Here is a 19613-nt window from a genome sequence, read left to right as displayed (position 1 = left end):
AGTGTGAAATTAGAAGTGATACTTTCTGATCTGGCGTAAATGCGGTACAATAAGAATATTCGTGCCATTATGAAATGATTCAGGAGGCTTTAACGACAATGACAGACAAAGATATCGAAACACAAGAACCCGTTAGCCAGGAAGATCTAGAACGTGAACAGGCCCAGATCATTATTACATGGTTTCAACATATTCAAGAAGTTGTGAAAGAGCAATTTCCCGAATATGAAGTCGATGGTCAAATTGGGAATAATCCGACATATGGTCCGATGTTTGCCTTTACGCTTAAGAAAGATGAAAAGTCCACAGCTTGCGGATTTTTCTTAAACGAAATTATGCGTAATTTCCAAACGAACCCGAATGCAGGACTATGGTTATCCTCGTTCTTCGTTGATTTGCTAAGAAGTGACGAGAGTCACCTGCTTCCGAACCCGCCGCAATCCGAGGATGAAGCGAAGGAACTGTTAGACAAACATATCGTTCCTTATTGTGCATCAGCTGTACGCGAAGAGTTCCCGGATCAGAAGATCTATGTCGATCTTGAGCTTCATGAGGAGCACGGCCCTGTTCTGGAAGCTGGCTTCGTAGCGGTCGAAGAGGGGAATAACACATGCGCGCTGCCGCTGCAATATTTAATGACGTTATTCTTATTAAATCGTGACCCAGCCGAGCCGATGATACAAGCGATGTATCGCTTGTATGAAGAGAATAATTTAGGTCAATAAAATTTTTTACAGTAAAAAGCCAGTAGGTTAGATTATAACTTACTGGCTTTTCTTCGTCTAAAGACTGCGATACATCACAAAGTCATCGTAGGTACGAATGATCGGGATGGCTGCGCTCGTACCGAGCTTCGCATATTTCATCGCATGCGACGTGTTGAAAAGGACAACGGAGTCGCTAGGCTTTAGCCAGCCGTCGGTACAAAGTTGGAGCATAGCGGCCCATGTTGCCGCGCCTTCCGGTGAGGAGGAGATGCCCTCCGTCCCGAGACAGCGCATGGCTTCCGCGATTTGTACTTTGGATACCGCGAGCGCGGTTCCTCCACTTTGCTCAACAATCGCGAGCAGCAGCGGCAAATCAGGCGGGTTAGGCACACGCATCCCTGTCGGGTTTGGAATCGTGCTGCTGGCTGCGAGCAGAAGCGAATCATCCTCGCCAGCACGCGTCGGCTGGCTGCTTTGGTGCACACCATCGACAATCGGCTGACAGCCCTCCTCTTGGACGCAAACGAACTTCGGCATCTCACAGTCAATGAGGCCGAGCTCTTTTAGCTCTAAATACGCTTTCCACATGCCGATAATGCCAGAACCGCCGCCTGTCGGATAAATAATGACGTCGGGGAATGTCCAACCTAGCTGCTCAGCAAGCTCGAAGCCCATCGTCTTCTTACCCTCCACGCGGCCGGGTTCTTTCAAGGTCCCGACGTTCACCCAGCCTTGTTCACCTCGGCCAGACTCGATAATCGCGGCGGCGTCATGGATGAAGCCGTCGACGAGGATCGTCTTCGCTCCGTATAACGGGCACTCATCTACGATGAGGGAGGGGCAGTCCATCGGGATGAAGACAAAGGCTTCGATGCCTGCTCTTCCCGCATAAGCGGCAAGGGCACCTGCCGCATTGCCATTGGACGGAACGGCGGCTTTCGTGGCGCCAGCTTCTCGTAATAGCGAAACCGCGACAGAGAACCCTCTCGATTTGAAGCTCCCCGTCGGATTCTGCTCTTCTCTTTTTACCCATAAGCGCCTTAATGAAAGTTTGCTCTCCCATTTGGGCATTCGCAGCAGCGGAGTCCAACCTTCGCCTAACGAGATGATATTGGCGGGATCATGAACGGGAAGCAACTCTTGATATCGCCACATCGAAGGATAGCGTTCATGCAAAGATGCTTTCGTTAATGTTTTGGCTACCAGCTCGAGATCATAATCAACCAACAACGTGCCACCGCAATCGCATTTCATGTTCTGATAGCGGAAGGGTAGCCTTGCAGAACATCGTGAGCAAGTTAATCCCCACTGATTCATATTTCGGCCTCCTCAGCGTTTCGGTCAAGTGTCCCTAGCGAGATTTCCTGCGCGCATGAAATGATTTAATGGTGTGATAGACAGATTTGTTGGGCAATCGTAAGAATAACTCCAGCATAGGCGCGAAATTAACTTCAATAATCCAGATGCGTCCCTGATTGTCAAAAGCCATATCAATGCCCATCGTTTTCACCCAACGATAGCTGGGGCCAAGAAGTTTGGCTGTACGCAGCGCTACAGTATGAAGAAGAGCCAGAAGATCGGCAGTGTTTTTATCAGCAAGTTCAGAGTGGCGAAGCGCGTTCCCGACGGTAACGACTTTCCCGTTGCTGCGGCGAATATTCGTCACGATAAAGCCTTTGCCAGCCACCTTGGCAAGCTTTCCAGTCACTTGCCACTTGGTCCGAGGGGTGCGCTGTACCATGACACGAAGATCAAATGGACGCCCATTCATTTTAGCTAAAGAAACACATTGCTGGACGATGTAATTTCGAGCGGCTTTCTTTTTAATCGTAGCCGTGACATCTTCTGCTTTCGATAGGGTCTGGATCTTGGCACCATCTTGAATGGCATAAGTGGAGGCATCAATTTGTTTGATGCGAATGACCCCATTTCCACCATAGCTGCCTGTTGGCTTCACTATCACTTGGCTGTATTTCGCGAGCATTTGCCAAAAGGCATCGACGGTTAACCATCTCGTCTCTGGCAGATGCACACGGATATTCTCTGATCGATGAAGAACTTTGTACTTGGTCCATTTACTCGTTGAAAGACTACTCATTGGCTTTCTCTTCTTGCCTCTGGATAACAAGATCGTGCTCTTCCACCTGAAGCAGTTGATTGTGGGCATCAACGAACACGACCTGCGGCTTAAGTCGGCTGATTTCTTCTTCGTCCATGAGTCCCATGCTCAAAATAATAACGAGGTCGCCAGGTGAGAATAGGTGGGCTGGTGGTCCATTCAATCCAATTTTCCCGCAGCCTTCTGGCGCAGGAATCGCATAGGTTTTCCAACGTGTCGCATTTCGCAGGCTAGTTACTTGCACCATTTCATAGGGGTGAATATTCGCTTTGCGCATCAGCAACCCATCTATAGTAATACTGCCTACATAGTCCAAATCAGCTTCCGTCACGGTTGCTCGGTGAATTTTACCCTTACACATTAGTCGCTGCATGTGCAGTAGCGCTCCTTTATGATCACATGTTTGTTCTTCACAGCGTATGAGGGGGACAATCATGAAGGTGTAGGCATGTGCCTATTTGCTTGAAAAAAGGCATTACATCGGAAATAACCCTAGGTTATTTCCCAGGCAACCGCAGAAATCGACAAGATCGGGCATGAAAAAAACAGAGCCATCGGCTCTGTTTCAAGATATCAGTTCCAAAAAGCTGTGCGGGGATCATTCGGAAGAAGTAGATCATGGCAAATCGCGTACAAGGAGCCAGAGCCGAGGATTGTAAAGAAAAATTTTCCGGAATCAGGTACAATAAATATATGTGTAATAGACAGCTTAGGAGGATCAACTATGCGTAATCGAACTACCGTCATGGTCAGTATCGTACTGGCCATGTTAGTCGCGTCCATGGATACGACAATTGCCAACACCACCATGCCCATCATTGTGAATGACATTGGCGGAAACAGCCTATTTGCTTGGGCGTTCACCTCTTATATGGTGCTTTCAACCGTGCTTGCACCGCTAGCAGGACGACTATCCGATTTATTCGGTCGGAAAAGAATTTATGCGGCAGGCATCGTGCTTTTCTTAGCCGGTTCTGTCCTTTGCGGATTAGCGGATAACATGGTACAGCTTATTATTTTCAGAGCCATTCAAGGCATAGGCGCTGGGGTCATGATGCCATTCCCTTCCATTATCGCGGGTGATATCTATCCCGTGGAGCAGCGTGGGAAAGTGCAGGCTTTTTTTACAGGTATGTGGGGATTGTCGGCCATACTTGCTCCTTCATTAGGTACTTTTTTTGTCACCTATATGAGCTGGCGCTGGATTTTTTTCGTCAATGTACCTATTTGCTTAATCGCATTACTCACGTTATTGCCGTATAAAGAGGTTTACCAACCGAAGAAAGCGGTCATCGATTACTGGGGAGCGCTCCTGTTTGCCAGCGGAATATCCTTGTTATTGCTTACGACCGTGGTTCATTCTTTCACCTATCTATACGGCGCAGTCGGCGCGATCCTGTTAGTCGTATTTTTCCTTTATGAAAAAAGGCATGCAGCGCCGATTGTACCTCTGACGTTAATGCGAAATCGCCCTGTGGCATTGATGATCGCGGGGTCTTTCGTTAGCTGTGCGGCCCTTTTTGGGACGTCCAGCTTTATCCCACTCTTTTTGCAGCATCAGGGCCATTCGCTCTTCGTAAGCGGCATTGCACTTTTGGGTACTTCGATCGGTTGGATGGCGGTTGCGGTCCCGAGTGGGAAGTGGGTGGTGCGGTTCGGCTATAAACCGCTGCTGATCAGTGGTAACGCCTTACTTCTCGTAACAGCCGTCATGTTATTTTTTCTCGGTGAAGATACGTCCTTCTGGTACATTTGCAGCACGTTGACGATGCTCGGTCTTTCATTCGGGCTCCTGTTTACCGTATCCACGATCGGTGCTCAGCAGCTTGTTGAGGGAAGTCAGAAGGGGATATCCACCTCGTTGCAGCTATTCGCGCGGAATATCGGAACGGCGGTTAGCGTGACGGTCATGGGTTCGATTTTAACCAAAAATACTGATTTTGTTGCTGGGATTCACGGGATGTTTGTATATGGCTTACTAGCTACAATCGCAGCTTTCGCTGTACCGCTGATGCTGCGCAAAATGGGGAATGAACAGGCATCGACATAAGGAGTCGCAAGTTGACAGCTTGCGTCTTTTTGTAGATGATGGGAAGAGAAACGAATTCAGAAAGAAGTGATCGACTTGTTACTAAATGTGAAATCCCGCCTGCACGAAGGTGACATTCAGCAATTGCTGAGCTATAGCGTATTTCCTGATTGGGATCGACTTGAGGCTGTTATTCGCCAATATGAGCAAAATGAAGATGCATGGCTATTCGCCTATGAATCCGAAGGCATTCTTGTCGGTATTATCGGTTTCGAATTGAATGCAATGCAGGAAATGACGCTGCATCATCTGGCGGTTGAGCCGGAGAGCAGAGGCGTAGGATTCGGTAGGGGTCTGCTGCTTGAAATCATTGAAGAGATGCAGCCTACTCGCATTACAGCGGAAACGGACGAAGAGGCGGTTCAATTTTACCGTAATGTCGGGTTTGTGGTCCGAAGTTTAGGGGAGAAATACCCCGGTGTTGAGCGGTTCCTGTGTACGTATGAGGTTGAGGAAGACGAAGAATAATGTAAAAATCCCGAGTGTCTGCATGCATGCAGCATTCGGGATTTTTAATATGAAAATGTGGGTTCGCACGGAAATAACAAAAAAATCGGCTTTTAGGACAAAGAAATGGCAAAGGTCATCTTTTATAATCAAGGTATCATCAAGTTTGAGGGGGAGCTAGTATGAAGATCGGTGTCATTGGGTATGGGAAAAGGATTGAGACAGTCATTCATGAAGTGATGAAGGCAGATACGGGCTGCCAAGTTGCGGCAATTGTAGATATACGTAAAGATGCGATTAAAGATCAGCTTGAAGCGAAAGGTTGGGATCACGTCCATTATTATGATACGCCTGAACAGATGCTGGAAACCGAGCAATTAGATGGGGCCATGATTGGTACGCGCTGCAATCTTCATGCAACGATGGGGGCGAAAGTGCTGCAACATAATCTGCCCCTCTATATCGAGAAGCCTGTTGCTACCAATTTTGAAGATTTACTCCTTTTAAAATCAAGCTACGAGGCATCCACCTCACCTGCGGTGGTTTCCTTCCCATTAAGAGTCACCTCCATCGTGGAGTTGGTCAAGGAGATCGTTCAATCTGGCAAAATAGGCACAGTCGAGCATGTGCAGGCAATTAATAATGTGCCGTATGGTCGTGTGTATTTCCAGAGTTGGTACCGTAATGAAGAAGAGACCGGCGGTCTTTTCCTGCAAAAAGCGACGCACGATCTTGACTATATCCAAGCGATTCTCGGTCAGCGTCCAGTCAGCGTGTGTGCCATGACCTCCAAGCAAATTTTCAAAGGCACGAAATCGGCTGGACTTAAATGTGTGGATTGCGAAGATAACCGCACATGCTTGGAGAGCACTGTTTCCGCTAAAGAACCGCTAGATCCTACTTGGCAATATTGCTGTTATGCCGAAGATACGGGGAATGAAGATTCAGGAAGCGCATTGTTCCGCTATGAAAGCGGCATGCACATGTCCTACACGCAAAACTTCTTCATTCGCAGAGGAGCCGCTGCTCGTGGAGCGCGCTTCATGGGATATAAGGGCACCGTAGATTTCGATTTCTACAGCGGTCAAGTCAAGGTGCATATGCATCATACGGGCCGCGTTGAAACCTACGAGCTTGAAGCAGGTGATAATCATTTCGGCGGTGACGAGAAGCTGGCAAGCAACTTCGCTGCGATCATGAGGGGAACAGCGAGCTCCATCTCTACACTTGATGATGGTTTGATGAGTGCACTGATGTGTATGAAAGCACAGGAGTCGGCGCGGACAGGGACTTTCCAAAACTTAAGCTGGTAAACTTCATACGATGAGTATGATGCGAAAACTGCCTCCAATGAAGATTGGAGGGCAGTTTTTTTGTGTATTGACACATGATTCGTGTTGATCTATAGTTATACCAACATTAAACCAAGTTTTTTAATCGGAATAATAAGTTTAGTCCTCGGATTAACGGATTGGGGGAATCCCATTGAACATCGAGAATATCGAAGCCTTTGTTTATGTCATTCATTATGGCAGTTTCAACAAAGCGGCAGAAGTGCTTTTTTTATCCCAGCCATCTGTGACTGCCCGCATCCAATCCCTCGAACGTGAGCTGGATTGTCGGCTTTTCGAACGAATCGGGAAACAGATCTCCTTGACCGACGATGGGAAGAAGTTTCTGCCGTATGCGCAGCAGTTACTGCAAACTTTTCAGAAGAGTAAAATTCAATTAAAGCAAAAGCGGACACTGCCCAACGAACTGCGAGTAGGCTGTACGGTATCGGTGTCTAACTATATCATCCCAACAATTCTTCCGAAACTGAAGAACAAATACCCCGATGTCAACTATAAGCTGACAACGGCCGCGTCCGAGGAGATCATTAACAAAGTTTTAAATCGGGAGTTAGATATCGGATTTGTGCGAAATATTAGTCACCCGAATCTGCTCTCCGCCAAAGCGTATGAGGATCCAATTCGTCTTTATGTGTATGAAGGGCATCCGTTTATTGGGAACCATATGATTTCGATGAATGATATTGGGGAGTATCCGCTTGTTTTCTTCGAGTGCGGGTCGCTCGATTGGATGCGAATTCATCGCTTATTTGCGAGCATGAGCCAGCCGCCGAATATCGAATTTCAGACGGATACGCTGGAAACAGCGAAAAAATTAGTGCTGGGGCGCGTTGGCATCGCCTTTCTGCCTAGCCTATGTGTGGAACAGGAAGTGAAGGAAGGGAAGCTGTTTCCGATTCAATTCCCCGAAATCGCTGGTATTTCGCTGCAAACGAACATGATCGCATTAAACGGCGAGAATGGCTTATTTTTCAACGCTGCTTTAGATTTGTGCAAAGGGATTGCCCAATCGATTCGGGAACCGATTTGACTTCTCGATATGGATATAGAAAAACTCTATTATCCAGTTCGTGAACTCCATGATAAATTATTGTCATAGCTATGATTCATACAAAACAAGTAGGAATTATAAGAATTATAAAAACGGGAAATTTGGAGGGGTTCACAATGAAACAATTCACAACACTAGCGGTAACAACAGTAACTTTAGCTTTAGTGGTAGCAGGCTGCGGCTCCAAAAGTGCAACGACGGACGCATCCCCGAAGGCAGCTGCAGAGGTGACGAAAGCACCAGCGGCAAGTACGGCAACAACAGCAGCTGCAACAGCGGCACCTGTCAAAGTGAAGAAAATTATCGTGGGCACGGGGACGCAATTTCCGAATGTAGCCTTTTTAGATAAAGACGGCAAGTTGACGGGGTATGATATTGAACTAGTGAAAGAGCTGGATAAACGGTTACCAGATTATGAATTCGAGTTTAAAACGATGGATTTCGCCAACCTGCTGCTTAGCTTGGAGACGAACAAAATTGATTTCGTCGCACATGAAATTGAGAAAAACAAAGAAAGAGAACAAAAATATTTGTTCAACAATGAACCGTATGCATATTGGAAAACCAAAGTTATTGTTGCCAAGGATAATACAACCATTCAATCGATCGATGATTTGAAAGGGAAGAAAGCACTAACGACGGCCACAAGCGCTGAAGCTACTTTGCTGGAGAACTATAACAAGGCACATGATAATGCGATCAAAATCGTGTATCAAAGCGGCGCAGCCAATGATTTGGTTACACAGCTTACAACAGGACGTGTGGATGGTTCGCTTGGGGCGGATTTCTTGCTTCCGCTGGTAGACCCGCAAAGCAAACTTAAAGCGGTTGGACCGATCATTGAAGAAGCTGAGGTTCGTTTCCTATTCCGCAAAAATGATAAAGACGGGCAAGAACTTGCAGACAAAATTGACGTAGCCTTGAAAGCTGTCAAAGCGGATGGCACACTCTCGAAGTTAAGCACACAGTGGCTGGGCGGAGACTTTACGAAAAAAGACTAGATCAACCTACATGATGCTAAGAAAGGTGAGATCGCCATTATGGCAACCCAATTCGATATCACCTATGTATTCGATTTTTTACCAAAACTACTGAACTACATTCCCATTTCATTATTCATTGTTGCCTGTTCGATGGGGCTGGGGATCGTCATTGGATTTCTCATTGCGCTCCCCCGGCTTTATCAAATACCTGTGCTGCAGCGGTTATCACAGATTTATGTATCCTTTTTTCGCGGGACCCCGATTCTTATTCAACTGTTTCTGATTTACTACGGACTTCCCGAAATGTTGAAGTCGATTCATGTGGATGTGTCGAAAGCTCCTGTGTTGACCTTTGTCATTCTGACATTCGCGCTGCATTCGGGCGCCTATATTTCGGAAGTCATTCGCGCAGCGGTCAAGGCTGTGGACAGAGGGCAAGTAGAGGCGGCCTATTCCGTAGGCATGACAGGTTATCAAGCCTTTACGCGAATTATAATGCCGCAAGCATTGGCCATCTCGCTGCCTAATTTTACGAATCTGCTCATTGCGAACTTGAAGGATACGTCGCTCGCTTTCTCCCTAGGTGCGATGGAATTGATGGGCAAAGCGCAGACGCTCGGTTCGGCTACCCAGCATTTTATGGAAACGTACATTTCCTTATCGATCATTTATTTCATCATTTGCTTCGGTCTAGAAAAGCTGTTCATGTACGTGGAGAAACGCTTGCTGCAACACGAGCAACCGCTTGTCACCGAAGCGCGTCAACCGCTATCACGCCGCTGGTTCAAAGGCATCCCATCAACGCAGCCAGATAAAGGGGGCTTCCAAGCATGAGTATCGATCTTGAATTCATCTGGACGGCCTTTGTTCAATTACTGTCCGCTCTGCCGACGACACTGTTGATTACTGTGGTTTCTGTCTTTTTTGGATGTATTATCGGCGCATCCGTCGCTTTAATCCGACTATACCGCGTGCCTTATATTCATTATCTCGCAACGGCATATGTAACATTTGTTCGCGGTACGCCGATGTTAATGCATTTACTGCTCATTTATTTCGGATTGCCTATGGTGATTGACGGGATCGCTGCCGCCTTCGGTTGGAGCTTCCGTTCCGTTTCCATACCGATGATTGGGTTTGCTTTTCTCTCCTTCTCCATTACAGCTGGAGCTTACCTCTCCGAGGTTGTGAGATCAGGCATTGTCGCAATTAATCGGGGGCAAATTGAAGCTGCCTATTCGATCGGCATGACGACACCGCAGGCGCTTCGCCGCATTATTTTGCCACAAGCGTTGGCTGTTAGCTTACCGAATTTGTCCAATACACTCATTGGCATGCTGCACGGCTCTACATTGGCATTCACAGTATCTGTCGTAGAAATTAACGCAAAGGCACAAATTGTGGCGACGACGAACTGGAAGTTTTTCGAAGCTTATATTGCAGCTGCACTGCTGTTCTGGGGAATCACTTTCCTTATTGAAAGAGCCACTGGCTTACTAGAGAAACGAATCAATCTGTTTAACCGAGGTGGCGTATCATGATTCAACTGACGAATATCACCAAGTCGTTCGGGAAGAACGAAGTGCTGAAAGGGATTAATCTGACAGTGCAAAAAGGAGAAGTCGTCTGTATTCTTGGCCCCAGCGGTTCAGGAAAAACGACGTTGCTTCGTTGCTTGAACTATTTGGAAAAGCCGAATCTCGGCGAAGTGAAGATTGGGGATTTCACAGTGAATTGCAAGCGGCCCAGCAAAGTGGAGATTCACGCGCTTCGTCAAAAATCAGCGATGGTGTTCCAACATTACAATTTGTTCAAACATAAAACGGTGCTCGAAAACGTCATGGAAGGGCTCGTCATCGTCCAGAAACAGCCGAAGGAACAGGCAAGAGAAGTCAGCGTGAAGGTGCTGGAGAAAGTCGGATTGGGAGGCAAATTGGATGCTTATCCAAGCCAACTGTCTGGCGGACAGCAGCAGCGTGTAGGCATTGCGCGTGCGCTGGCATTAAATCCTGAGGTCATCCTGTTCGATGAACCGACATCTGCACTGGATCCGGAACTTGTTGGCGAGGTGCTCGATGTCATTCAGAAGATTGCCAAAGAAGGCATCACGATGATTATCGTCACCCATGAGATGGGCTTTGCCCGTGAAGTAGCTAATCATGTGGTCTTTATGGATCAAGGCGTCATCGTTGAGGAAGGCAAGCCGAGGGAGATTTTCAGCGCGGCCAAGGAAGAACGGACAAGACAATTCTTGAAGCGCATTACGCCCGAATGGAGTTACAACATCTAGCTGTAAGTCAGATCAGGAAATGGAGTGTTCGAACATGGGGATTAAATTGAGCATTTTGGATCAAAGTGTCGTGTTTCCTGGCGAAACCGCTTATGACGCTTTTCAGCATACAATCGAGCTTGTTCAGAGGGCAGAGTCGTTATCGTATCACCGATTCTGGGTTTCTGAGCATCATGATTCCGAGCAGGTAGCGGGCTCTTCACCTGAGGTTCTAATTTCACATTTACTAGCTAAAACAAACCGAATTCGCATTGGCTCCGGCGGCATTATGCTGCAGCATTACAGCCCCTATAAGGTGGCTGAGAATTTCAATGTGCTGGCTTCCCTTGCTCCAGGCAGGGTAGATTTGGGGATTGGCCGTGCACCTGGCGGATTGCCTCGTTCAACCAAAGCGCTGCAGCAGGGCATTACCGAAGCAGCATCCTTAGCAGATAAATTAGAGGATCTTCAGCAATTTGTGAAAAATCAAATCCACGACAAGCATCCTTTAAAAGGGTTGCGCGTCTCGCCAATTCCTACTGTTCCTGTGGATATTTATGTCCTCGGTGCGAGCGCGGCAAGTGCGCAATCGGCGGCTGAAGCGGGATTGCCGTACGTTTTCGCGCAATTCATTAATGGCGATCAGGCGATTGCGGAAGCGGCGTTTGAATCCTATTATCACCATTTCAATCCAGACAAAGGCACTCAACCTAATCTAATCTTGGCTCTTTCACTAATTGTCGCGGACACAGATGAAGAGGCTAACGAACTCGCAGGTGAATATAAGAACGTCAAGATTCATTTGGAAAATGGTAAAACCTTAACCGTTGGCACACTGGAACAGGCGGAGGAATACGGCCGCCAAACACAAGCCAAATTCACGGTTGAAGAGAAGCAAGCAGAAATAACGCGCGGTACGAAGGAAACCGTACGTCAGAAGCTTCTGGAGCTTCAGAAGAAATATCGGATTGACGAATTTATCGTCACAACATCAGTCAAGGATTTTAGCAAACGATTGCGTTCGTTTGAACTGTTGAGTGAAGCCTTCACGGAATTGCATGTATAAGTGGACAGATTTGAAGGAGGAAGAGGGATGAGTCTACACGCTTCCATACAGATGTCCGAGGATTTTGCTCAGAAGCTGGTAGAGTTCCGACGTCATTTGCATCGTTTTCCTGAATTATCGCATGAGGAGGTACAAACGACCGCTGCGATTCGTGACTGGCTCACGGAAGCAGAAATTCGTATTACTGATTATCAACTCCAAACAGGGCTCATCGCCGAGGTAGGCGGCTTGCATGCAGGACCGATTGTAGCTATTCGAGCCGACATTGATGCCCTGCCTATACATGAAGAAACAGGCCTTCCTTTCGCGTCGCAAGTTCCAGGCAAGATGCATGCGTGCGGACATGATTTTCATACAGCAGCCGTATTGGGTGCAGCCCTCTTGCTAAAGGGGCAGGAACAAGATCTCAAGGGAACGGTTCGATTTATTTTTCAACCCGCTGAGGAGAAAGCACAAGGCGCAGAGCAAGTCATACGCAGCGGTGCACTTGAAGGGGTGAGCGTGATTTATGGCATGCATAATAAGCCAGATCTCCCCGTTGGAACAATCGGCATCAAAGCGGGTCCTTTAATGGCGGCTGCGGACGGATTTGTGATCGAGGTTGAAGGGACTGGCACGCATGCGGCAGTTCCAGAAGCAGGAATAGATCCGATTGTGACAGGCGCACACATTGTGACCGCGCTTCAATCGATCGTTAGCCGCAACATCTCCTCTCTTGAAAGTGCGGTAATTAGTGTGACACGTATCCATAGCGGGACAGCTTGGAATGTGATCCCCGAGAAGGCCATCCTGGATGGCACGCTCCGCACGTTTGAAGAGAGTGTCCGAAACCTTGTTATCAAGCGGATGGAACAGGTTGTACAAGGCGTAGCTGCAGCTTATGGAACAAAAGCTACGGTTCGATGGATCAAGGGACCGCCATCGGTGTTCAATGATCAGGCTTTCGCGCAGTTAGCCTCAGAGGCAGCCGAACAAACGGGTCTTCAAGTGATTACACCTGTGCCATCACCTGCAGGGGAAGATTTCGCTTTTTACCAGAAGCAAATTCCCGGTGTCTTCGTCTTTATGGGCACTTCGGGTCCGCAAGAGTGGCATCATCCTGGGTTCGATATCGATGAGCGGGCGTTGCCGATTAGCGCGCGATATTTTGCCATTTTAGCAGAGAAAGCACTACTTAATTTATCATCCGACACCCCATTGGAGGTATCAACATGAGTTTAACGATCCCCGATTTGTCAGCCTATTTATACACGCATCAACAACTGCAGGAAGCAATTCAAGGATTGAACAAAGGTCAATTGACTTGGAAGCCAGCACCAGATAAATGGAGCGTAACCGAGGTACTGTCTCATTTGGCCGATCATAATATCGTCGTTTCCTTTCGAATACGCGCCATTATTTCAGGGGCATCAGCCCAATTGCCAGCCTTTGACCAAGATCCATGGGTAAGCAGCGCCAAAGCCAATGAAGGCTTAGCTTCCGATATTTTAGTCCTATTTCAGTCGTTATTAGTGTATAACCATGCTTTGTTCGAACGGTTATCACCTGACGATTGGAACAAAACGGGCGTAAATGTCAAAGGACAAACGCTCACATTAACGGATGTTGTTCAGTCCTTTGTCTCTCATGTGCAGGTTCATTTGGCACAAATCGCACGAATCAAAAGCGCGTTAGAATCGCGTGAATAAGGAGGATTAGCGCATGGCGGATGCAAGAGAAGTACACATTCGGGAAGCGAAGGATAGTGACCGTGAAGCGATTCGAAGAGTGCTGGAAGATGCCTATGACCAATATCGCGCTGTCCTGCCTCCAGAAGGCTGGGATCAATATAAAGAAAATATTATCGCATCTGTGGATAGCGCAAAGCCCATCGCGCGGATTATAGCGCTGATTGATGATGAAGTTGTCGGGAGCTCGCAATTGTTCCAATCGTCCGAGGCCGCATATGGCGCGCCAGAGCTAGAGATCGAGTCTCCCATTCTTCGATTATTAGCAGTTTCGCCAAGTGCAAGAGGAAGAGGCATCGCAACAGCGCTGATTAAAGAAAATATAAAACGCGCCGTCGAGTTAGGGGCAGATACCCTGCATTTACACACCTCGGACATGATGGAATCGGCTGTGAAGCTTTATGAACGGTTGGGTTTCGAGCGCGCATATGACAAAGATATTCAAAAAGGCGAGATTCTCGTGAAAAGCTATCGGTTACACATTCAGACTGCAGCGATATTGTGAAAGGATGGAGAAGACAATGGCTAAACAAAAACAACTGAAATTAGGCGCCATCATTCATGGCGTAGGCGGAAATGTGTCGGGATGGAGACATCCTGAGGCGATTACGGATGCGAGTGTGAATTTTGGCTTTTATAAACAGCAGGCGCAGAAAGCCGAATCAGGCAAATTCGATCTTGTTTTCATTGCGGACGGCCTGTATATAACGGAAAAATCAATACCTCATTTTCTCAATCGGTTTGAGCCGATTACTATTCTTTCCGCCTTGGCTTCGGTCACCTCGCATATTGGATTGGTAGGCACGTTATCCACTTCGTACAGTGAGCCGTTCACCGTGGCTAGGCAATTTGCCTCCATTGATTTGATCAGTGATGGACGTTCTGGTTGGAACGTAGTGACCTCTCCGCTGGAAGGTTCAGCGAAAAACTACAGCAAAGCCGAACATCCTTCGCACCCAGAACGATATCGCATTGCGAACGAATATTTGGAAGTGACCCGCGGACTATGGGATTCCTGGGAAGATGATGCGTTCGTTCGTGATAAGGAGAGCGGCGTGTTTTTCGACCCAAGCAAGCTGCATACCTTGAACCATAAAGGCGAATATTTCTCCGTGCAGGGTCCCCTGAATATCGCTCGTTCCAGACAAGGTCAGCCAGTAATCTTCCAAGCGGGTGCGTCTGAGGATGGTCGGGCGTTTGCAGCGAAAGTGGCGGATGCAATTTTTGCAGGACATGAGACAATTGAAGAGGCGAAAGCGTACTATGCGGATATTAAAAAGCGAGTAGCCTCCGAAGGACGCAATCCGGATGAAGTCGTTATTTTACCGGGCATTGCCCCGATTATTGGCCGTACAGAAGAAGAAGCAGAGCGCAAATATCAAGAAGTCGCAAGTTTAGTGACCATTGATAAGGCGCTGGATTACTTAGGTCGATTCTTCGAACATCACGATTTCTCCCAATATCCGTTGGATGAGCCATTCCCAGAATTAGGAGAGTTCGGCAGCAATAGCTTCCGCAGTGGTACGGATAAAATCAAGCAAACAGCCAAAGAGAAAAACCTTACGCTGCGCCAAGTGGCATTGAGTGTGGCAACGCCTCGTAATGAGTTTACGGGAACACCTGAGTATGTCGCAGATCGCGTACAAGCGTGGTTCGAAGAAAATGCGGCAGATGGATTTATCATCGCGGCTGCCTTGCCGAAAGGGCTTGACGACTTCGTTGATCTCGTCGTGCCGATTCTGCAAGAGCGTGGGTTGTACAGGACGGAATACGAAGCGGATACGCTGCGCGGGAATCTGGGGGTTCCAGTTCCGGTGAATCGGTATACGAAGAAAGCAGCCGTAGCTGCTGAGTGATCAGTTCATTTTTTTCGTGATATGACAATTAGTTTATGGCTGTCCAATGGGCAGTCTTTTTCTTGTTCATTTCTATAGGAAACCTAGTCCCTCCCCTCCCAGATATCACAGAAAATGATTTCTCGCGAGATATCAGCCTAACTTGAAGAACAGCGATGTTCTGAGATCCTAACGTTCCCGCATATACTGTGATAGATTCTGTAAGCGATTCCCGTCGACATTTACGTGACAAATTTCACAATGATGACAAGCTTTTACACTTGTTGTGAAAACGTGCAAGCCAGTTCTCCACAGAATTAGGAGGGTGCAGAGATGCTGCATATTGTTGTGTGTATTAAACAAGTTCCAGATTCCCGAGAAATTCGCATCGATCCCAAGAATAATACGCTCATTCGCCAAGGTGTCCCCAGCATTGTGAATTTCTATGATATGCATGGCTTAGAAGAGGCGCTTCGCATCAAAGATGAGCAAGGAGCGCGCATCACAGTCGTTACAATGGGTCCACCGCCAGCGGAAAAGGGACTAAAGGAATGCATTTCGCTTGGCGCAGATGATGCTGTCCTCGTCACAGACCGTGGCTTCGCAGGCGCTGATACGCTGGCAACGTCGTATGTTGTGGCCCGAACGATTCGTAAAATCGCGGAAACATGGGGACACGTGGATATCGTGTTTTGCGGGAAACAGACGCTAGACGGCGATACGGGACAAGTAGGTCCTGGTGTTGCTTGCCGATTAGATTTGGAACAGCTGACGTATGTCAATAAAGTGGAGAAAGTCGATGAAGAGAATCGGAAAGTACGTGTTCACCGATTGTTGGAGGATGGCATTGAAGTCGTTGAGACAAGCATGCCCGTGCTAATTACAGCGTTGAAGGAATTAAACAAGGTCAGACGTGCTTCGTTGCCAGGCATGATTCGAGCGGCTCGCTATAAGCCAACGGTTTGGACGACAGCGGATTTCCCAGATCTTGAACGTGCCAAGATTGGGCTCAAAGGCTCGCCAACGATTGTCGCGAAAACGTGGGTGCCCGAAGTCAAAGCAGTGAAGACGAAAATGATCACATACGATAGTCCAGAAGCAGCGGCAGCTCAGCTCGCTGATCAGCTATTAACGAAGGACATGCAGACCCTGTTGGATTGGGCTTGATCGAGAGGAACGGAGGGTGACACGATGGCAAAGGAACAGTCAACTGAGCAAATAGATCCATCGATGCCGGATTGGTCGGCATATCGAGGGGTGTTGATAGTAGTAGAGCAGCGCGAAGGCATAGCGAAAAAGGTGTCCTGGCAGCTGCTAGGTGAGGGCAAGAAGCTGGCCGCGAAGCTGGAGGCGCCGCTCATGGCGCTCGTCCTCGGCGAGAATGTCGCACATCTCGCCGAGGAAGCCGTGCACTACGGCGCCGACCGGGTGTATCTCTGCGAAGCTCCCGAGCTTCGCGATTATAGGACCCGGCCTTACAGCCGGGTCTGCTTGAAGCTGATCGAGGATGCGAAGCCCGAGATCGTGCTGTTCGGCGCGACCGCGACGGGCCGTGATCTAGCAGGTGCGATCGCAACGCACCTGCCGACAGGGCTGACGGCCGACACGACGCAGCTCGATGTCGAACCGCATCCATCGCGGCTGCTGCTGGCCAGCCGGCCGGCTTTCTCTGAGAAGATGATGGCCACCATCCTCTGTAAACAGTACCGGCCGCAGATGGCGACAGCGCGCGCCGGCGTATTTCAGGCGCTGCCGAAGGACGCAGCGCGCCAAGGCGAGATCGTGCGCATCGAGGCGACGATGCGCGAGGAAGAGATTGACGCGCAGGTGCTCGAATTCCTGCGCGAAACAGGCAAGCTCAATCTCGAAGAATGCGAGATTATCGTCGCTGGCGGCCGCGGGCTGGGCGGGCCCGACGCCTTTGGGCTGCTCGCCGAGCTGGCGGACGCGCTCGGCGGTGTCGTTGGCGCGTCGCGCGCTGCCGTGGATGCGGGGTGGATCTCCCATGAGCATCAAGTGGGGCAAACGGGCGCGACGGTGCGGCCGAAGCTGTACTTTGCCATCGGCATCTCTGGCGCCGTGCAGCATACGGTCGGCATGAGCAACGCGGATGTCGTTGTTGCGATCAACCGCGACGAGAATGCACCTATTTTTCAATTCGCTCACTATGGCTTGGTTGGTGATCTCTTCAAAATTGTGCCAGCGATCACAGCAGAATTCAAAAAACGTCGGACGCTTTTCGGCATCCAACCTCCTTCGGATAAGGACTCATTATCCGCTGCACCTACGGAATCCGAATCGACCGCCACACGCGAGAGGAGTGAAGCGAAATGAATGAGAAATGGGATGCCATCGTCGTTGGCGGCGGCCCCGCCGGAGCGGCGGCGGCGCTGACCATGGCAAGAGCGGGCCTATCCGTTGTTTTGCTGGAAAGAGGCGAGTTTCCTGGCGCCAAAAATATATTCGGCGGCGTCCTCTATCGCAAACAGATTGAGGAGCTTGTCCCTGAGTTTTGGACAGAAAAAAACTTTCCCATGGAGCGCTACATTGTTGAGCAGCGAATCTGGATGATGGGCAAGGAATCGATGGTTACCTTCGGCCATCGCAACGAGGCGTACAAAGAGCCCTACAATTGCTTCACTGGCCTGCGTGTCAAATTTGATCAATGGTTTGCCGAAAAAGCCGTTGCCGCTGGCGCGATTCCCATCTATGAAACCGTCGCGCTTGACGTGATTCGCGAAGGCAATAAAGTCGTCGGCGTTCGGACGGATCGGGATGACGGCGATTTGTATGCGGACGTTGTTGTCATCGCGGATGGCGTGAATTCCTTGCTGGGCAAGGCGATGGGGATTCATAAAGAATGGATGCCGGATGAGGTATCTTTGGCTGTAAAAGAAGTCATTGCGCTTCCTCGGGAGAAAATTGAGGATCGCTTCGGTCTCGAAGGCGACGAAGGGGTCACCATTGAATTCATGGGCGAAACCTCGCTCGGCATGGCGGGCATGGGCTTCCTCTATACGAATAAAGAAACTATCTCCTTAGGCGTCGGCGTGATGGTCAATCATTTGCGGGATAAAAGGATCAAGCCTTATGCCGTGCTCGACGCAGTTAAGCAGCATCCGATGATTCGCAAGTTGATTCAAGGCGGAGAGACGAAGGAGTATTCAGGACACTTAATTCCTGAAGGCGGCTTCCACTCGATGCCCACATTATCTGGCGATGGGTGGTGTGTTTGCGGGGATGCTGCGCAGCTAGTGAACTTTGTCCACCGGGAGGGGACGAATCTCGCGATGACCTCTGGCCGCTTGGCAGGGGAAGCGATTATTGAAGCAAAAGCGCGCGGAGATTTCTCTGCGCCTACGATGCACATTTACGATAACAAGATTCGGGCATCATTCGTACACAAGGATTTGCAGAAGTACAAAGGCATGCATCAATTCCTGAAAGAGCAGGATCCTGAACTACTGTTTGATCGTTTGCCGCGGGCCGTGAATGAAGCAGCCTACAACATGTTCCTAGTGGACGGAATTACGAAAGCCGAGAAGCAGAAAATGGCCATGAAGCTCATCAAGAACGCAGCAGGCGGCACCATGAACCTGATGAAGCTGGGCTATAAGGGATGGAGGGCGATGAACGGATGAGCCAAAACGGAATTTCAGATAGATTGTTCACCATTCGTTACAAATGCGATGATAAATCCCACCTCGTGATCAAAGATACACAAACTTGCTTAAATTGTGTTACCAAAGACTGTAACTATTTCTGTCCCTCGGATGTGTATGAGTGGGAGAAAAAATTGAAAATTACGACGGTCGCCTATGAAAATTGTATTGAATGCGGGACTTGTCGGATTGCGTGCCCTTCGTACAATATTGATTGGGTGTATCCGAAGGGCGGTCATGGCATGACGTACAAGTTCGGTTAAAAAAATACATTTCTCCATATGTAGGTGCATTCTCTCCATAGTT

22 protein-coding genes are annotated in these 19613 nt (G+C 48.7%); 19 read left to right on the top strand and 3 right to left on the bottom strand.

The annotated features are described in order from the left end of the window. The first annotated feature begins 98 nt into the window (after positions 1-98). Complete coding sequence (locus tag MJB10_RS15975; RefSeq protein ID WP_314796207.1) at positions 99-725, top strand: hypothetical protein; 627 nt, start codon at positions 99-101, stop codon at positions 723-725. A gap of 57 nt (positions 726-782) precedes the next feature. On the opposite strand, the gene MJB10_RS15970 is transcribed toward MJB10_RS15975, so the two are convergent. The 3 genes from MJB10_RS15970 to panD are packed head-to-tail and all read right to left on the bottom strand — an operon-like array spanning position 783 to position 3199. Further along, complete coding sequence (locus MJB10_RS15970) at positions 783-2024, bottom strand: threonine synthase (protein WP_314796205.1); 1242 nt, start codon at positions 2022-2024, stop codon at positions 783-785. A gap of 34 nt (positions 2025-2058) precedes the next feature. After that, entirely contained in the window at positions 2059-2805 is a 747-nt protein-coding gene (locus tag MJB10_RS15965; RefSeq protein WP_314796202.1) for a YheC/YheD family protein, read from the bottom strand. Then, entirely contained in the window at positions 2798-3199 is a 402-nt protein-coding gene (gene panD, locus MJB10_RS15960; RefSeq protein WP_314796200.1) for an aspartate 1-decarboxylase, read from the bottom strand. The genes MJB10_RS15965 and panD overlap by 8 nt, the downstream gene beginning before the upstream one ends. 163 nt (positions 3200-3362) lie before the next feature. On the opposite strand from panD, the gene MJB10_RS15955 reads away from it, so the two are divergent. The 18 genes from MJB10_RS15955 to MJB10_RS15870 all read left to right on the top strand — a co-directional run bounded on the left by MJB10_RS15955 (position 3363) and on the right by MJB10_RS15870 (position 19570). Then, positions 3363-3485: a hypothetical protein gene (locus tag MJB10_RS15955; protein WP_314805877.1), complete on the top strand. Its 123-nt coding sequence runs from the start codon at positions 3363-3365 to the stop codon at positions 3483-3485. Between the two features lie 41 nt (positions 3486-3526). After that, positions 3527-4876: an MFS transporter gene (locus MJB10_RS15950; RefSeq protein ID WP_314805680.1), complete on the top strand. Its 1350-nt coding sequence runs from the start codon at positions 3527-3529 to the stop codon at positions 4874-4876. Positions 4877-4942: 66 nt separating this feature from the next. Continuing rightward, positions 4943-5383 (top strand): GNAT family N-acetyltransferase, encoded by a 441-nt coding sequence (locus MJB10_RS15945; protein WP_314796199.1) that lies wholly within the window; start codon positions 4943-4945, stop codon positions 5381-5383. A 161-nt stretch (positions 5384-5544) separates the two neighbouring features. Continuing rightward, a complete protein-coding gene (locus tag MJB10_RS15940) occupies positions 5545-6675 on the top strand; it encodes a Gfo/Idh/MocA family protein (protein WP_314796196.1) in 1131 nt (376 codons plus the stop codon). 172 nt (positions 6676-6847) lie between these two features. After that, positions 6848-7744, top strand: a complete 897-nt coding sequence (locus MJB10_RS15935) for a LysR family transcriptional regulator (RefSeq protein ID WP_314796194.1) — start codon at positions 6848-6850, stop codon at positions 7742-7744. Positions 7745-7881: 137 nt separating this feature from the next. Continuing rightward, positions 7882-8766 carry a transporter substrate-binding domain-containing protein gene (locus MJB10_RS15930; RefSeq protein ID WP_314796192.1) on the top strand — a complete coding sequence of 295 codons (885 nt, stop codon included), beginning with the start codon at positions 7882-7884 and terminating at the stop codon, positions 8764-8766. Positions 8767-8805: 39 nt separating this feature from the next. Beyond that, positions 8806-9582 (top strand): amino acid ABC transporter permease, encoded by a 777-nt coding sequence (locus tag MJB10_RS15925; protein WP_314796190.1) that lies wholly within the window; start codon positions 8806-8808, stop codon positions 9580-9582. Then, the gene (locus MJB10_RS15920) at positions 9579-10289 is read left to right on the top strand and encodes an amino acid ABC transporter permease (protein ID WP_314796188.1); all 711 of its coding nucleotides are present in this window, start codon (positions 9579-9581) and stop codon (positions 10287-10289) included. Before MJB10_RS15925 ends, MJB10_RS15920 begins: the two co-directional genes overlap by 4 nt. Then, positions 10286-11038: an amino acid ABC transporter ATP-binding protein gene (locus MJB10_RS15915; RefSeq protein ID WP_314796185.1), complete on the top strand. Its 753-nt coding sequence runs from the start codon at positions 10286-10288 to the stop codon at positions 11036-11038. Before MJB10_RS15920 ends, MJB10_RS15915 begins: the two co-directional genes overlap by 4 nt. A gap of 34 nt (positions 11039-11072) precedes the next feature. Further along, on the top strand, positions 11073-12083 hold the full coding sequence (locus tag MJB10_RS15910; protein ID WP_314796183.1) for an LLM class flavin-dependent oxidoreductase: 1011 nt from the start codon (positions 11073-11075) through the stop codon (positions 12081-12083). 27 nt (positions 12084-12110) lie between these two features. Beyond that, positions 12111-13298: an amidohydrolase gene (locus tag MJB10_RS15905; protein WP_314796180.1), complete on the top strand. Its 1188-nt coding sequence runs from the start codon at positions 12111-12113 to the stop codon at positions 13296-13298. Then, a complete protein-coding gene (locus MJB10_RS15900; RefSeq protein WP_314796178.1) occupies positions 13295-13771 on the top strand; it encodes a DinB family protein in 477 nt (158 codons plus the stop codon). The genes MJB10_RS15905 and MJB10_RS15900 overlap by 4 nt, the downstream gene beginning before the upstream one ends. 13 nt (positions 13772-13784) lie before the next feature. Continuing rightward, entirely contained in the window at positions 13785-14315 is a 531-nt protein-coding gene (locus tag MJB10_RS15895; protein WP_314796176.1) for a GNAT family N-acetyltransferase, read from the top strand. Positions 14316-14331: 16 nt separating this feature from the next. Further along, the gene (locus MJB10_RS15890) at positions 14332-15666 is read left to right on the top strand and encodes an LLM class flavin-dependent oxidoreductase (protein ID WP_314796174.1); all 1335 of its coding nucleotides are present in this window, start codon (positions 14332-14334) and stop codon (positions 15664-15666) included. 312 nt (positions 15667-15978) lie between these two features. After that, positions 15979-16812 carry an electron transfer flavoprotein subunit beta/FixA family protein gene (locus tag MJB10_RS15885; RefSeq protein ID WP_314796172.1) on the top strand — a complete coding sequence of 278 codons (834 nt, stop codon included), beginning with the start codon at positions 15979-15981 and terminating at the stop codon, positions 16810-16812. A gap of 24 nt (positions 16813-16836) precedes the next feature. Then, a complete protein-coding gene (locus tag MJB10_RS15880) occupies positions 16837-17979 on the top strand; it encodes an electron transfer flavoprotein subunit alpha/FixB family protein (RefSeq protein ID WP_314796171.1) in 1143 nt (380 codons plus the stop codon). Then, positions 17976-19286 (top strand): FAD-dependent oxidoreductase, encoded by a 1311-nt coding sequence (locus MJB10_RS15875; protein ID WP_314796170.1) that lies wholly within the window; start codon positions 17976-17978, stop codon positions 19284-19286. The genes MJB10_RS15880 and MJB10_RS15875 overlap by 4 nt, the downstream gene beginning before the upstream one ends. Further along, a complete protein-coding gene (locus tag MJB10_RS15870) occupies positions 19283-19570 on the top strand; it encodes a ferredoxin family protein (protein WP_314796168.1) in 288 nt (95 codons plus the stop codon). The genes MJB10_RS15875 and MJB10_RS15870 overlap by 4 nt, the downstream gene beginning before the upstream one ends. Positions 19571-19613 lie beyond the last annotated feature (43 nt).

It is taken from the genome of Paenibacillus sp. MBLB1832, assembly GCF_032271945.1.
Lineage (GTDB): Bacteria > Bacillota > Bacilli > Paenibacillales > NBRC-103111 > Paenibacillus_E > Paenibacillus_E roseopurpureus.
This window is presented reverse-complemented; position numbering and strand designations above follow the sequence as displayed.